This is a genomic window from Bradyrhizobium sp. C-145, from assembly GCF_023375135.1.
Lineage (GTDB): Bacteria > Pseudomonadota > Alphaproteobacteria > Rhizobiales > Xanthobacteraceae > Bradyrhizobium > Bradyrhizobium zhanjiangense.
In genome coordinates this window covers 6,435,713-6,450,837 of record NZ_CP088150.1, presented here as the reverse complement: position 1 = coordinate 6,450,837, position 15,125 = coordinate 6,435,713, and the positions used below count along the sequence as shown (strand labels likewise).

Sequence of the window (15,125 nt, the reverse complement as noted above, 5' to 3'; positions counted from 1 at the left end):
GCCTTCGATCTCTGCCATGCCTTGGGGCACTTGTGGCCAAGGAGCCGCGGCGCGGTTGGCGCTCCTTTCGCGATATGCGGCGCTCCGGAAGTCGAGGGCAGCCTCCGTCAGCTGCGCTTTGCACTCGATGGCCAAGGACGCCAAGCCAATCTTCACCGCCGAGCATTTGGAGTCTGGTTGGCACGCAAATCAACGTGCTCGCCGCGTATGTTGCTGGCTTTCGCCAGGTGTCTTGGGCCTAATCAACACTGATCCTGTTGGTCGAGAAGGCGGCTGGGGCGGACGTGCTCGAAGAACCGCTGGGAAGCCGGGACTCGCATCAAATGCGTTCTGCTCGAGGCAGCAGTTCCGGCCGCGCAAGCCGCATTTGTCCTTTCCACCGATCTGGCATGCGGCCCCACGCGCAGGTAGCCACGATGGTCATTCTGATATCGCTGATTGGAGAGCGCTTCTACATCGTAGTCAGCGATAGAGATGCTCAGTCATTCGCGTAGCAGATGTTCGCAGCATTAGCTTGCGACATAATCTGAGAGGTTGACGGAAGAGTTCTCTTGCCGATAATCCAAGTCGTCGAGGTTCTCCGGTTTGCATTTGATCCGGAGCTAAGAGGGAAGCCGGTGAAAATGCCGGCGCTGCCCCCGCAACTGTGAGCGGCGAGCCGCTGTCCAACGATGTCACTGAAGCCTGCGCGGCTTCGGGAAGGCCGGACAGCAGCGATGACCCGCGAGCCAGGAGACCTGCCCCGACAATATATTCGTCCACGGGCGGGGTGTCCCGGTGGTGCGCCAAGCAGCCGTCGCACCGCGCGACTTCCCCTGCCTGCGTCCGCCATGGCCTTTGCCCCCAACATGGGGTTTACGCTATGTCTCTTCTCTCCCTTCCGGTTGCCACGCTCGGAACGCCACGCATCGGTCCAAGGCGCGAGCTCAAACGTGCTCTAGAGAGCTACTGGGCCGGAAAAAGCAGCGAACAGCAGTTGCTCGAGGACGCAGCTGGCCTGCGTGCCGCGAACTGGGCTCGTCAGAAATCTATCGGCGTCACGGTCATTCCATCGAATGATTTCTCGCTGTATGACCAGGTGCTCGACACAAGTGTCATGGTTGGCGCCATCCCGGAGATCTACGCCTCGAAAGCCGAATCCGTTTCGCTCAAGACGTACTTCGCCATGGCCCGCGGTTCACAATGCGACGACCAGGGTGCGAGTTGCGGTCATGGACCCCGCGGATTTGGCGCACCCGCGCAGGAGATGACCAAGTGGTTCGACACCAACTACCACTACATGGTCCCCGAGTTTCACAGGGGACAGACTTTCAGGCTATGCTCTCGCAAGCCGATCGAGGAGTATGAGGAAGCCAAGGCCCTTGGCTTTCAGACCCGCCCTGTCCTGATCGGGCCGGTCACATTCCTAAAGCTCGGCAAGAGTGCCGATCTCGCGTTCCAGCCACTCTCACTGCTGGATGAACTGATACCGGCCTATATCGAGGTTCTGGAGGAATTGGCCAAACGTGGGGCAAATTGGGTTCAGTTCGATGAGCCCTGCCTGGTTCTTGATCTGGATGAGGGGGCGCGAAAATCTCTGCTCCATGCCTATGACCGGCTCGCCAAGGAGGGGCCGGCCATCAAGATCATGGTTGCCAGCTATTTTGGCGACCTCGGCGACAACCTGGATACCGCCTTGAGGCTGCCAGTTGCCGGACTTCACCTCGATCTGGTTCGAGCGCCACAGTTATTGGACCAGATCATTGCTGGCCGCCGAAGTGATCTCGTCATCTCGCTCGGCGTGATCGACGGCCGGAATGTATGGCGGTCGAATTTGTCCTCGCTGCGCCAGCGGCTCGAACCCGCGATTGCGAAGCTTGGCAAGGATCGTGTACAGATCGCCCCATCCTGCTCGCTGCTTCATGTGCCGGTCGATGTTGAACTCGAGACCGGGCTCGCTTCCGACGTCAAGAACTGGCTTGCTTTCTCGGTCCAGAAGATGCGCGAGCTTGCGATCCTGGCGCGGGCACTCGCAGGCGACCAGAATGTTGCGCTAGCTCTTGCCGAGTCGGAATGTGCTGCGACTGTCCGCCTGACTTCGCCGAAAATCCGCGATGCCAATGTCGCTGCCCGGATGAGAGCGATCGACCAGAGCATGCGCCCGCGCGCCAGCCCATTTGCCCGTCGTGCCGAGATCCAAAGCAATCGTTTCGGACTACCGGCTTTTCCTACCACGACGATCGGATCGTTTCCGCAGACCACAGAGGTCCGGAATGCCCGTGCGGCGCATGTGCGAGGCGCGATGAGCGACGAGCAATACGACAGGTTCCTCAAGGAGGAGACTGCGCGCGCCGTACGTTGGCAGGAGAACATCGGTCTTGACGTCCTCGTGCACGGCGAGTTCGAGCGCAATGACATGGTGCAGTACTTCGGCGAGCAACTCGCCGGCTTCGCATTTACCAGGAACGGATGGGTGCAATCCTACGGCTCGCGCTGCGTCAGGCCACCGATCCTATTTGGCGATGTCTTGCGGTCGAAGCCTATCACCGTAGACTGGTGGCGCTACGCGCAATCACTAACGAGCAAGCCGATGAAGGCGATGTTGACCGGACCGGTGACGATCTTGAACTGGTCCTTTGTTCGCGATGATATTCCCAGAAGCGAGGTCTGCCGCCAGATTGCGCTCGCGATCCGAGACGAAGTCCGTGATCTCGAAAATGCTGGTGCGACCATGATCCAGATCGACGAAGCTGCACTCCGCGAAGGATTGCCATTGCGCCGATCGGAGTGGACGGCTTATCTCGACTGGGCCGTAGATTGCTTCCGCATCTGCTCATCGGGCGTCGCCGATCAAACGCAAATTCATACGCATATGTGCTACTCGGAGTTCAACGACATCATCGGTGCGATTGCTGCAATGGATGCGGATGTCATCTCGATCGAGACGTCGCGCTCGAAAATGGAACTACTCGACGTGTTCAGGAACTACGAATATCCAAATCAGATCGGGCCGGGCGTGTACGACATCCACTCTCCACGCGTTCCCGAGACGGGCGAAATAAAGGAGCTGATGGCGTTGGCTCGGACACGGCTGCAGGATTCGCAGCTCTGGGTCAATCCGGACTGCGGCCTGAAGACGCGGAAATGGGAGGAGGTTCGGCCCGCGCTAGCGAACATGGTCGCTGCCGCCCGCGAACTGCGCGCTGCATCCGATCCGCGAGGCCGTTAATCCCGGGTTTGGGTCTTTTCTCGACAAAGCTGATCCGCTTGTGCTCATTTGGGCTCTCGACAATCGAGGGAGCCTTGGGAACACAAAAAGATGCCCGGCCCCGCTTAGCGGGCCGGGCGGAAGTAAAGTCTGGGAGGAGCGACGCTGACGCATCGCGCGGACTTCCATCGGCGGAGGGAGGACAGCCGCCGGTTCGATCACGGCGAGGACATTCGCCGAAGATCTGAGCCCAGTTGAAGCACAAGCTCAGCTTAGCTCAATTATGCCGTGGTATGCGACCGATATAGCTTGAGATTAGAAATCTACACCAGCGTTTGTCGCTCATGAGCACGTTGGCAGCGGTTGCCGACAGCAACGAGGGGCAGTGATGCCGGGCGGTCGCCGCAGGGCACCAACCGCAAGCTCGGTGCGCTTTCCTGCCTGGAAACCTTATGCTCGATCAGCGCGACGATACGAAAAAACCGGCTCCAAGAATCTCCCGAGCGTAGCCAGTGCATGAGCGGTTGCTATTGATTTGGACCCTGCTTAAGGCAGTCCTTGGTCGACCGGTTCCACCCGATAGTCGGGTTTCGGCTTGGGCCTCTGTTTGAGATCTATGAGCGGGCCACGCAGAGCATGTCGCGAACTTGAAGGTGGCGTGTGCCGACAGGGTGCTCCTCGGCCGTGAGTGTGGTCCTGCTCGGCCTAGCCGGTTTAGACCGCCGGACTGCGTGTAGCCGCGCCCCGAGGAAGATGAGCGTCGAACGCCGATGCGACGCTCCGGACCAGGAACTCTGCGCCATCAGCTACGGAAAGCCGGCCATCGTCAATCACCACGACGCCATCTGCGATAAGGCTCTCGATTCGAGAACGATCGACGACGGCCAACTTCGGGTCCAGTCCGTGACGACGGGATGTCTCGGAGAGATCGACTGCCATGTCGCACATGATTCGCTCGATGATCTCGGCGCGGAAGCGATCCTCCTCCGTCAGCAAATAGCCCTTCGCGGTAGCGAGCCGATCCTCGGCGATGCGAGCAAGGTAGTCCTTGGTCGAGACAGCGTTCACGACGAACCCTTGCTGCATGCGCCCGATGGCGCTAGCGCCGAGGCCAATGAGGGCGTCAGCGCAATCGTCAGTATAGCCCTGGAAGTTGCGCTTCAGCCTGCCTTCCTGCTTCGCCCGGGCAAGACTTTCGTGCGGCAGGGCAAAGTGATGGATGCCGACGCGTACGTATCCAGCATCAATTAAAGCTTCCGCGATCGTTTCGAATTGGAGGTAGCACTCGACACTGTCGGGCAGAGTGAATTCATCGATCTTGCGTTGATGCTTCTTAAATGCAGGAATATGCGCGTAGCCGAAGGCCGAAATCCGATCCGGATGCAACTCGAGGCATTTGGCGACGGTGTCCAGGCACGAAGCGACTGTCTGCTGGGGCAGGCCATAGAATAGGTCGAAATTGATCCGGCCGACGCCGGCGCGGCGTAACCGATCGACCGAAGTCGCGGTCTGACCGAAGCTCTGCAGACGATTGATAGCCCGCTGAACAACCGGATCGAAGCTCTGGACGCCAAGGCTCGCCCGGTTGACCCCGCAATAGCCAAGCGTCTCGGCCATCGGCTCGCTCAACGTGCGCGGATCGATCTCCACAGCGATCTCTGCATCAGGTAGGACGGCGAACGAATAACGTAACGAACCGACCAGATCAGCAAACGTTTCAGGCGTCATGACCGTGGGGGTACCACCCCCGAAGTGGATATGAGAGATCGGTTGTCGTTGCCCGGCTACCTCTGCAACGAGGTAGGCTTCAGTCCGCAGCCCAGCCGCATAGATCGCGATCGGCTCGTCGCGTTTCGTAGCAGACGTGTGGCAGCCGCAGTACCAGCACATGCTTCGACAAAATGGCACGTGCACGTAGATCGAGGCGGATTGCTGGCCGCCCAAGGACTTGAGCCACGCTTGATAGTCTAACTCGCGAACTGACGCTGAGAAATGCGAGGACGTCGGATAGCTGGTGTAGCGCGGTAGGGGGCCGGGCCATAGAATTGTGCCAGGTCCGGTCGCATTCGGATGCCTTTCTTGCTTTCTGGACCCGATTATCGGAGTGTCGGCTGATGGCTATGGCCACTCCAAGGCGCAATGGAGGGGCATGCTACACGCCGCATACACGAATGTTGGATGGCGATGAAGCGGTCACACACCAGAAATGAGCATCCATTACGATGTGTAGCCCCATAGCTCGTTGTAATCCAATCGCGCCAGAACTGGTGGTGGCGATTGACGTCCAGCGCCTTGTTGTTCGTGCTGAACGTACCCGGCGTGGCAGTGCTTCGCAGTTGGCGTGCAGTGAGTCGAACCGGCTGCGGTCGGATGATTAAGAGCGTGCTGGGCAGGGCTCAAGGATTGGGAGTGCTTCGCCGCACCCGCCTGGCCCCAATCGTCCGTCCTTATCGGTCGGCGGACATGAGAGGCGTCCGTTTCGCGCGATATCACTGCGCAACCGCCAGGCCTGCGACGGTCACATTGTGGAACGTGCCGGAACCAGAGCTCAAGAAGGCCTCGACCATGCCGTTTTCATTGATGGTCGAGATCATATTGCGCGGAAGCCATTTTGGCGGCACGGCAGCCTACGCGCCCGCGAGCACCCCATTTTTACTTCGACAAGATGAGCATGAGGTCCACTTCCTGCTATGAAACGGCAGCGATCAATACGGCCCATCCTTTTCGGCGCCGTGTCACGGGTTGCCGGCCTTGGCGGACGAAAATGCGACCGAGCTCCGTTCGGCCTCAGCTTCTTGCTCCAATTGCAGAATATGGGCTCTTAGCGCATCGGAAGTCGCTGCCGCTGTCTGGCTGAACAGCGGATCTCCATGATCGGTGAGGGCGGAAGCGATTTCGGTCCAATCCTGAGCCGAGAGAGCCTTCAGGGCAGCGGGAAAGAAATCTCGTTCTTCCCACATCATGTGGTGCCGCTCGCGTACTATAAAGTCGCGTATGATATTGCCGACGTCTTGCCGAAGGAGTTCACGATCCGCGAGGATGGCGTCAATAGCTTGCGCGAAGTGGTGCAAACGGTCGACGACTTCCTGGTGTTCAAGCGCGAGATCGCCGACGATTGCAGCTGCATCCGGATCGCGAGCCTTGAGCTTGGAAAAAATCAAGTCTTCCTGTGGATGATGGTACACCTCGGGGTAAACCTCGAAATAGCTGATAATCGCGCGAATGACCTCATAGTCGGGGCGGATCCCATTCCCAAAAATCTCCAATTCGCGTTGAAGAGCGACCAGAAGCAGATCAATGTTGCGATGCTCTCGAAGCAAAAGATCGATGATCATTGGGGTGCTCCTGGAGGCACAATGTAGGCTGGAAGCGTTTCTGCCATTTGCAAGATCGCCCAAGCCGAATTCGGTGTCCTTCGCTGCGCTGCAATGTCCGCGCTGTTCGACGCAAAAAGGAGCGCTTCAATTTGAGCGAGCGTAAATCAACTTAGCCGAAGTGTTGCACAAAGCTCCTGGGCAATCTGTCGTTACGCAGCTCGACTCGGCGTGAGGTCTGCAGGGCGATCACGCCATTTTGCTCAAGTTGGGTAAAGGTGCGCGACACCGTTTCGATCGTTAAGCCAAGATAATCGGCGACATCCTGCCGTGACATGGGCAGTTCGATGGCAGCGTTCTTCGTAGCGCGGCGAGACATATCGAGCAGAAAGGCGACGACCCGGTCTTCAGCGCTGCTGATCAGGAGCATCATATGTTCCTGAAAGCGGCGGAGCTCGAGCGCCATCGCGTCCCACAGCTGCCGTGTTAGCTCCCTCTCGTGACTAGCGTGAATAATGAGGGCGGTGCGCTTCACCATCAGCAGCTGTGTCTCACAAATCGCTCCGGCCGAAGAGATATGGCTTTCTCCGGCCTCGAAGCCGAAGATGTCACCGGGCAGATAAAACGCGCCGATCTGACGGCGTCCGTCTTCCAGAATCTTATAGGTTCGCACAGCGCCCGACACCACCTGATACAGGTATTCCGCTGCCTCATCTTCGCTGTAGATCTCGCGATTGCGAGTGAACCGCATCAGTGTCGCAATCATCCCAAACGGTCCACGACGATGAGGTTGCCCACGCAAGACGCTGGTCGGATAGCGGCTGGTCTCGGTAAAACTGGCGGCCTGGGCGTGCATGGCGGACCCTATCTTGCGAACGTCGATGAGACGCAGATTGGCCGCTCGTGACGAACTGGGAAATTTGGATGTTTTCCCTAGGTAGAAGCCCCTAAGTATTTACACGTAAGTCCCATGAGGAGCGCGTCTTGAATGCGGGCGGCGCATTGGTTGCTCAAACATGCTCAAATCGGGTTAGAAAGCTGAATGCTGGCTTCGTCGGCCGCGTCCATGGAAACAGTCGGAAGCGCACGGCCGCAGCCGTGAGGAGCTCCAGCCAACCGAAAGTTGTCGTCCACCGCCACTGTCCGCTCGCCGCAGGAGGTCTTGCTCGGACGCCTTGACTCTGATCCTCGTCAGCATCGGTCGGCCGCAGAGGTGACGAGCCGGATATTGACAGCATCCTCATCGATGTACGCTGGCCGACGTGGTCGACGTCTTGATGATCATGCAATACGTGCGCATGTGGACCGAGTTGGGACCCACCCGGATCATAATACTCGGCTCGCGTGACATATTGACGTAGCGCAACGGCCGGCCTTGCGGCGCTCCAGCAATTTTTGAAACCGCAGGAAATCGTGGCTGGCCTGGCTTGTCGCTGAGCTCGGGGCATCGCCGGATGGCCGGTGACAGACTGCGAGCAGTTCCTGCGGCATCTCGATCGTTAGCGCACGTGCAACGTTCGGAGCAGTGTCGCATGATGGCGGGCTCGACCGCACCTCGTCGATGGAGCGCCGGCGAACGCGCTCGCGTCGTGCAACGCGCGGGCCGCACGGCGGCTGCCGCCCCAGCAAATCCAGATTCGTCTGATCCGAAAAGCGCCATTGAAGATGTATGGCAGGTACAAAACAGGGCCGCCGGCCTGGCAAAGGGAATAGAGTTATCGTAGCTGTCGTAGCCCCTCTGAGGCTGTATGACGATGGTTAGGTTGTAGATCCGCGCTCTGGCGCAGATGATCCGGCGCGCCTCGGCCGGAACCGCACTCAGCGCGCTGTTATGCCGGCGTTCTGTGCCCGCAGTGCCGCTTCCCCCCGCTCCAACGCACGAGACCGTTTGATTTCGAAGACCGAAGTGACTGCGGCCCAGCCGAGCGCAACGACCGAATGATGGTCCTCTCGTAACCGATCGCCACAGTGTCAAAGATGCGCACCCGTGCCCAATGCGAAGGAAATCGAACCGTTTACTGCAGCCCTCACCGGGAGCTCCGTTGGCGGATGGATCAATATATTGCCGAACTATGCCGTTCTCTGGGATGACAGACCTGCTGTCCATCGGAGCACAAACCGGGGCCGACGCAATTGATCTGCTTCATGTGCCGTCGTGATTTTGTTTAAGCACGATCGATCCGGCAAGCAGCAGCTCTCGCGATGGTCCGGAGGCAAGAAACTAGCGTCGCGTGTGTTGCATCGGTAGTCGTCACCAAAAACATGATCGGTGCGGTGCGCCCGAAAGCCCTGCGTTCGTCGTCTGGACTGCGCAGGTTGAATGCATGAATACGCCATTCGCGCCATTTGCGCTGCTGCTAGAGTCCCGCGGTAATGGCGATCCGCATCAACTCGGACATGCTGCGGACATTGGTCTTGGCCATGAGGTTCGCACGGTAAACCTCCACCGTCCGGGGACTAATGCCGAGATCATGGGCGATCACCTTGTTAATCTTGCCGGCTAATAGTCCCTGTAGGACGTCACGCTCGCGCGACGAGAGGTCCGCGAGGCGGGCTTCCGCCTGCAGTTTCGCTACGTCATCCGTTGGCTTTGTTGGTCGTACTTCCAAAGCACTATTGATCGCACGCAATAGCACCTCCTCTTCGAACGGCTTCTCAATGAAGTCGACCGCACCCGCTTTCATCGCTTCGACTGCAAGCGATACGTCGCCATGACCAGTTATCAGGACGACGGGGCAGTCGACGCGATCGGCCTTCATTTTGCGGACCAGTTCGAGGCCGCTCATACCCGGCATGCGAATGTCTGACACAATGCAGTTAGCCGGACCGCTCGCGACGTCATTGAGAAACGCGGTCGCCGTTTCATAGGTTGCTACGTAGAAACCGTTAACATCAAGCAGAAACGCGAGCGAGTCCCGCATCGCGGCGTCATCGTCGATCACAAGAATGCGCCGGCCAATCATGACTAAGCTCCGCGAGCGCGGTGAACTGAAAGATCGTGCCGCCGCCCGGATTCGCTTCGGCGACGATGTGGCCGCAATGTGATTCGAATGGTCCGGCAGATCGATAGCCCCACACCCATGGCATGGTCTTTGGTCGTGACAAAGCCGGCCCTATCTGGGCCAGATACGCCAGTGCGTCGGCTGCACGGCTACGTGTTCTCCGGTCTTTGCCTTGATCCAGCCGCCGAAGATCCGGCGGCAAGGAAAGACCACCCGGTGAATCGTATTACCCTCGATCACGGCGATCTCCAGATCCCGATCAAAGGGCGGCGCCGTTTCGAGCCGCTCCCAGGTCAGGTCGCCGTTAGATCTTAGACGGCGTTCATCGCTGCCGGCTGACAAATTCAGGCAACCTTCTGAACAGTACGGACGAGATCGCTTGGCCGGCGCGCGAACAGGCTCAGCCCAATATTACCCAGGCGCCGCGTGGTCTCGATCACGTCAGCCGCGGCCGGCGTTTTATCGGCCGTCGCGCCGTTGAACCTATCGTGCCGGGACATGATCCGCTCACCAACCGAAATATTAGGATTGGCGCTGCGAAACAACTCCGGGGCTTCGGTCGAATCGATCTGGATCAGCTCAAGCCCGCGGCGGTTGCTATTGATCGCTGTTCTGCAGAAGTTAAACTGGACTGCCGCTCCCGCAATCTGGCCCGCGGCGGGACAAATGGCGCCGTGGTCTGTCATGTCGAAACATCCTCCGTTGATGAGAAATCTCCTTGTCCCACGGCGTCAGCGTGGGGCGTTGGATTGTGATAACGTCAGCCGCGCCCTTGCGAGCGGGGCGGCGTCCCCAGGCGAGAACGGGAAGACGCCGGAATTCGCTTGACGACATTCGGATGGGCCGAGCTGCGCTCGGCGCCGATCATCGCGCCGGTCCGCAGGTCGATGAAGTGGACGCCATCGCAAGCGGCGCAGGTTATCTCGCGCAGGTCATCGGCACGCAGCTCGGGTGCGTCCGGCAGCAGTCCTTGAACTCGGTCGCCGGTATCTGGACATGAAAAGATGATGGGGCGCCAAGTCTTTCTATCTGCCATGTGTCTGACCTTGGACTGGAAGACCACTTCTATCAGTAAGCAACCGCCGCAGTATTGATACAGGTCAAAAGAGCTGATGCGCGTCCAGCATGGCGGAGCTCGAGCGGCCGCTGTGAGCCGGACAGGCCTGCGTTGGCGGACGACATGTCCCAATTCGGGCGATCCGCCAGGGCCTCGCGTTGGTCCGCAACACGCCAGCGTGTAGCCGGGTTGATGAGGCGCACCGCACGCGAATGGGCCACGAAAGCATTTGTCCTCAATGCTGTGATCGGCCGGCAAGCAGATGGTCAATTGATCGCTCGCCTCGCATTGTCAGTAGCCTTGCCGGCGCTGATCGCGCATAGCTTTTGGCGCTGAAGTCCTGAACCTTGGCCTATCGAAACGTTGGCTGCGACAAGCCTGATCATCGGCTTTGCTGTCGCGGTGGCAGGGTGGACCGTCAGGAGCGAAATCGGGGCGGTTCGCCTCATTGACCCAAGATCACGTGCGCGTAGGTCTCGCCGTCAATAGCGCCCGACCGACGGCGTGCGTCAGAAATGGCTTTGCCGAGATTGGCCAACGACCCGGTGTTTGCGGCAATGCCTCGTGAGACCACGAAGTATCGCGTGCAATGTTCGCGGCCTCTCAAGGTTCCATATTGCCAGCGGTTGAGTATGGGATCGATAGAGATCAATAGCCCTCATCTCGGGCGTGACGGCGCATTCTGCTCTCGATCGTCGATTTAAGACATTCCTCGATCATCGACTCAATTTTGTTGGTCGAAGGCATGAGCAGACCAGAAGGCGCTGTCGCTCGGCTCAAAACAGAGTGCGGTCCGCCAAGCCGGACAGATAGCGATTGCGGGGGCTGCGGGACAACAGGAGCGCTCGAGCCGTGCCGCCCAAGTCTCGACCGCATCTCCGAGGAGCGGACAACCTCCTGGGGATGCTGCTTGAGGCAGATCAAATACTCTTGTGGCGCGAATGGCAGAATGGCGGATAAGCAAACCCACAGGAAGACGGTGCCATGCCTTCATTTAACGTTCGGTTCATTAAGACCGTTTGTGACGATACCGGCCACGAGCATCGTGCCTGTCAGGCAGCGTTCAAGATCGATGCCGCCTCGCTGAGTTCTGCTGCACAGCAGGCGGAGACCGATTTCTGCAAGCAAAAGAGTGTCCGCGATTGGACAGTCTTCGCCGATGTGATCGAACTTCGAACCCCGCCTGCATTGCCGCCGGCATGGGGTGGTTAGCTTGAGTTTGGCCAGGGAAGTCTGCGAATTGAATTGTGAGTCAATCCATGAATCTAGGCGCGATCCCGGACAGCGTCGTGCCGACCGTCGATTCGAGAGGACAACTCGTGACGCTGTCGTCAATTCGGCAGGCGCCATGTTGTCTCACGACACCTAAGCGGACCTCGCTGGAAGGTTTGCCGGCCTGCCGTTCAACTGGCTCTGCAGCGCTCCGCCAAGCGTCGTACCGGCGCGCCATCCGGATCGAAGGATTTGCTCCCACAAATCGGTCTTATTTGATTGATGTCAAAAACAAGTCGGCCTCCTGCAGCTATGGCTTTTTCGAAGAGTATGCATGTTTGGCCAATCTGCACATATCGATGCCCTTGTCGGTTTAGGAATCTGCTCAGCCGGTTACGCGCGAGCCTTCCCGGAAATCCGAACCGACTCACTTGAGCCCGCAGGACATCGATGCGATCGCACGTTAGCTGCCGCCAAGGAGACGTATTGCGCGAGGCAGCGGGTGTGCGGCCTGTGTCAGGCCAGACCCGCTGCGCCGCCGACCTCGAGAGGCAGAACCATGCAATCCGCTTAAAGACTGCCCAAACAAACAGGCCCCGCGGCTCGGTCGTGAGATATCCTCCCGCTGCGCTTTCGCGATCGATCGCGCTCAATCAGTTCCTCGCCGAAGATCTTGACTCCTGAGCAAGCCCCATTTCAGGCCAATACAGGACAAGCCCATCGCCGCCTCGAGATCCACGACATGGGTGAAGCAGGCCTGATGTCTGTATTCGTTGTTTCTGCCTACGTTTGCTTCTTTGCCGGAGCGGGTGGGACACGATCCGGCGTTTACCTTCTGCGCATTGCTGGCTTTCGCCGCCAGTCTGGCCGCCCCCGCCGTCATTCTCAATCGCCACTATGAACAACGGGCGTGACTACTGCCGGCGCAGATGAACGGTCGGCCGAGCTACAACTCGGTCCGATCAAATTCGCCTGGCGATGTGGCATCGCTGGGTTTTCCATCGGTCTTCTATCGCGTCACAGCTTGCTTGGCCTGCACTGATTTCGGTCTGTCCTGGACGAGCTTCAGGCGACTCCGCCCGCTGCATACGTCGGCTATGATCTTTGCGTTCGGCGGCAACGTGCTTATCGCGACCTCGTTCTACGTCGTGCAGAAGACTTGCCGCACGCGACTGACTGGCGATCTCGCGCCGTGGTTAGTGGTCGTCGGCTATGGTGTGTGTCAATTTTTTTGTTCTGGTCGCGGGCACCGGCTATCTGTTCGGCGCCACCCAGTCGATGGAATACGCCGAGCCGAAGTGGTACGCCGATCTCTGGCTCACCATCGTCTGGGTCATCTATCCCATTGTGTTCCTTGCGACATTGGTGAAAAGGAAGGAGCCGCGGTCTTTAAACGCGACTGTTGCTTCGATGTCACCAAATGGATGAACCGGCGATCTACGCTCGTGTCAAACGAGGGACGACATGTTCGATATTTATTTGAACGGAAGACACGATCTTTTGGTCGTTCCGCGAGGCTTTGCGATCCCCGCGGGATTGGACGGCAATTGGAAGCGAAAGAAGCGGGCGGTGCGTTCAGTGAGCGATGTCATTCGCCAAGATGTGCAACAGCGCGGTTACCACCGACGTAGTTTGATTTCAAATCGGTCGAAGGTGGCAGTTGAGACCTCGTCACACGCGTAGCCAACGCGGCTATCCACGCTGACCCATTCTTCGAAACACTCTGGGCAGGATGTCGCCGATGCGGTCGAGAAACTTGCTTACCGCGTCGACGGCAGATGGGGATCCTGCTTCATTAGGCTTAGGAAGCAAGGTTTCTTTTGAAAAGCGGCGCACGGCGCTACGGCTTCCCTCAGGATAAGTATTATGGAGCTTTTCCTTGAGTCGATGGCGAGCGCGCGTGAGTTTTCAGCTGTCCATACTGAAGATACTTGCCGGCCAGCCGCACGGACGGGCGAGCATCGAAGTCGTTAAACAGCATTTGGCCATCTATTATAGCAGCGGCTCAGAGTGGCCGGCGCGTATGAAGCGCATCGCGAACCGCGCGCCCCAACTCGATATTTTCGGCCAAAGGCTGATCGAGCGAGAGGCCGGGTGCTGGATGATCACCGAGGAGGGAAGGAAGTTTCTTCAGACGCTCGAACAGCTAGATCGGGGTGCTATGCAAGGTCAGGTTGAGCGGGAGACAAGCGATTGAGCCTGCGCAAAGGGCTATTGGCGTGAGGGCTTGCCGCCCAATCCCTTGCTCATGGCGACGTACTCCGATTAGATCGCGCAAGTTCAGTTCGGAGATCATGCAGCGGCAATGGGTACGGTGAACTGGTTCAATGCGACCAAGGGATATGGCTTCATCCAACCTGAGGATGGAGAAGCTGATGTCTTCGTGCACATCGGCGCGGTCGAGAAGGTCGGCTACACCAGTTTCGCGGAAGGCGGCCGGGTCAGTTACGACATGAAGCCGATCGTTCAGGCAAAATCCGTGCGGAGAACTTGCGGATTGGTTGACGACGTCGCCTGGCGAGCTCTGCCCAGTCCTTCAGCGCTCTGACCGCCTCTGGCGTTCTGACCTGGGGTCTGGCTTCCTTATGAAGCCAGCGATATGGCCTCAGCATGTCATCTCGAAGACTTGTCCTACTGCTTTTTCAGCAAACATCTTATCCTCGAAATTGGGCATGATGATCTTGAGGTTGGAGCGAAGGGCATCAATTGCGCGGGGGCATGCGGAAGATCGAGCGCAATCTGTCGAGCATTCCGGATGTGACCTCGGCACGCGTGAACCTCACCGACAACCGGATCGCTCGAGTCGAGGACCATCAAGGGGCCGCGGTCTACGCGAAATTGGATACATCACACCGAAAGCGAATTGGACGAAGAGCGTGCGATCAAAGCTGAAGCGTGGCCCGTGCTCTTCACGTCGGCCGCCTCCTCTAAGAAAACATAGCGCACGCTGAAACCACAACGTTTTCCGTTCTCTGTCCTGCTTTAAAAGAAGTGAAAGCTGTTCATCCGGCCACGCTTTCCCCTCGAAGGGTTGAGCCGAGCCCGGACGACGCACGAGACCGATCTGGCGTCTAGATAACGCAGCGCATCGTCATAAGGCGACATAGTAAGAGGTCGCCACGATGTCTCACAGGGTCTCGTGTTTGATCGCTCTAGGCTTAATACAAATCACGCACCTCCGCGAGTTGCAGGTGTTCAAGTTCATCGCGATTGGCTTGCTCATCCCAGAACATGTTAGTCTACGTGCTTAGCTTCGAATAGAATGGCGTCGATTGGGGTGCATTCAATTATAACGAAGCCTCTCAACACGGCGTCTGTACGAAGTTTACAATTCCACAGCTGCACTAGTCCAG

At 58.4% G+C, this 15,125-nt stretch carries 9 protein-coding genes, 3 pseudogenes and 1 riboswitch; of the genes and pseudogenes, 6 read left to right on the top strand and 6 right to left on the bottom strand.

Going from position 1 to position 15,125, the window contains the following annotated elements; all coding sequences use genetic code 11:
- Nucleotides 1-556 precede the first annotated feature (556 nt).
- A riboswitch (cobalamin riboswitch) is annotated at nucleotides 557-760 on the top strand.
- Nucleotides 761-862: 102 nt separating this feature from the next.
- Nucleotides 863-3,208 carry a 5-methyltetrahydropteroyltriglutamate--homocysteine S-methyltransferase gene (metE, locus tag LRP30_RS30430; protein ID WP_249757152.1) on the top strand — a complete coding sequence of 782 codons (2,346 nt, stop codon included), beginning with the start codon at nucleotides 863-865 and terminating at the stop codon, nucleotides 3,206-3,208.
- A gap of 693 nt (nucleotides 3,209-3,901) precedes the next feature.
- Here metE and hemN read toward each other — a convergent pair.
- The 6 genes and pseudogenes from hemN to LRP30_RS30400 all read right to left on the bottom strand — a co-directional run bounded on the left by hemN (nucleotide 3,902) and on the right by LRP30_RS30400 (nucleotide 10,189).
- Nucleotides 3,902-5,253, bottom strand: a pseudogene (hemN, locus tag LRP30_RS30425) (oxygen-independent coproporphyrinogen III oxidase).
- A 669-nt stretch (nucleotides 5,254-5,922) separates the two neighbouring features.
- Nucleotides 5,923-6,522: a hemerythrin domain-containing protein gene (locus tag LRP30_RS30420; RefSeq protein ID WP_249757151.1), complete on the bottom strand. Its 600-nt coding sequence runs from the start codon at nucleotides 6,520-6,522 to the stop codon at nucleotides 5,923-5,925.
- Nucleotides 6,523-6,673: 151 nt separating this feature from the next.
- Nucleotides 6,674-7,357 (bottom strand): helix-turn-helix domain-containing protein, encoded by a 684-nt coding sequence (locus tag LRP30_RS30415; protein WP_249757150.1) that lies wholly within the window; start codon nucleotides 7,355-7,357, stop codon nucleotides 6,674-6,676.
- Nucleotides 7,358-8,858: 1,501 nt separating this feature from the next.
- Nucleotides 8,859-9,464, bottom strand: a complete 606-nt coding sequence (gene fixJ / locus LRP30_RS30410) for a response regulator FixJ (RefSeq protein ID WP_249757149.1) — start codon at nucleotides 9,462-9,464, stop codon at nucleotides 8,859-8,861.
- Nucleotides 9,465-9,614: 150 nt separating this feature from the next.
- Complete coding sequence (locus tag LRP30_RS30405; RefSeq protein ID WP_346016182.1) at nucleotides 9,615-9,845, bottom strand: hypothetical protein; 231 nt, start codon at nucleotides 9,843-9,845, stop codon at nucleotides 9,615-9,617.
- A gap of 2 nt (nucleotides 9,846-9,847) precedes the next feature.
- Nucleotides 9,848-10,189, bottom strand: coding sequence for a hypothetical protein (locus LRP30_RS30400; protein WP_249757148.1), 342 nt, complete (start codon nucleotides 10,187-10,189; stop codon nucleotides 9,848-9,850).
- Nucleotides 10,190-10,341: 152 nt separating this feature from the next.
- Between LRP30_RS30400 and LRP30_RS30395 the strand changes: the two genes are divergently transcribed.
- The 5 genes and pseudogenes from LRP30_RS30395 (at nucleotide 10,342) to LRP30_RS30375 (ending at nucleotide 14,277) form a co-directional block, all read left to right on the top strand.
- A complete protein-coding gene (locus tag LRP30_RS30395; protein WP_249757147.1) occupies nucleotides 10,342-10,503 on the top strand; it encodes a hypothetical protein in 162 nt (53 codons plus the stop codon).
- Between the two features lie 1,041 nt (nucleotides 10,504-11,544).
- Entirely contained in the window at nucleotides 11,545-11,772 is a 228-nt protein-coding gene (locus tag LRP30_RS30390) for a hypothetical protein (RefSeq protein ID WP_249757146.1), read from the top strand.
- A 742-nt stretch (nucleotides 11,773-12,514) separates the two neighbouring features.
- A pseudogene (locus LRP30_RS30385) lies at nucleotides 12,515-13,155 on the top strand (cbb3-type cytochrome c oxidase subunit I); the annotation flags it as partial.
- Nucleotides 13,156-13,672: 517 nt separating this feature from the next.
- Nucleotides 13,673-13,969 carry a hypothetical protein gene (locus LRP30_RS30380; RefSeq protein WP_249757145.1) on the top strand — a complete coding sequence of 99 codons (297 nt, stop codon included), beginning with the start codon at nucleotides 13,673-13,675 and terminating at the stop codon, nucleotides 13,967-13,969.
- Nucleotides 13,970-14,077: 108 nt separating this feature from the next.
- Nucleotides 14,078-14,277: pseudogene (locus tag LRP30_RS30375) on the top strand (cold-shock protein).
- Nucleotides 14,278-15,125: the final 848 nt, after the last annotated feature.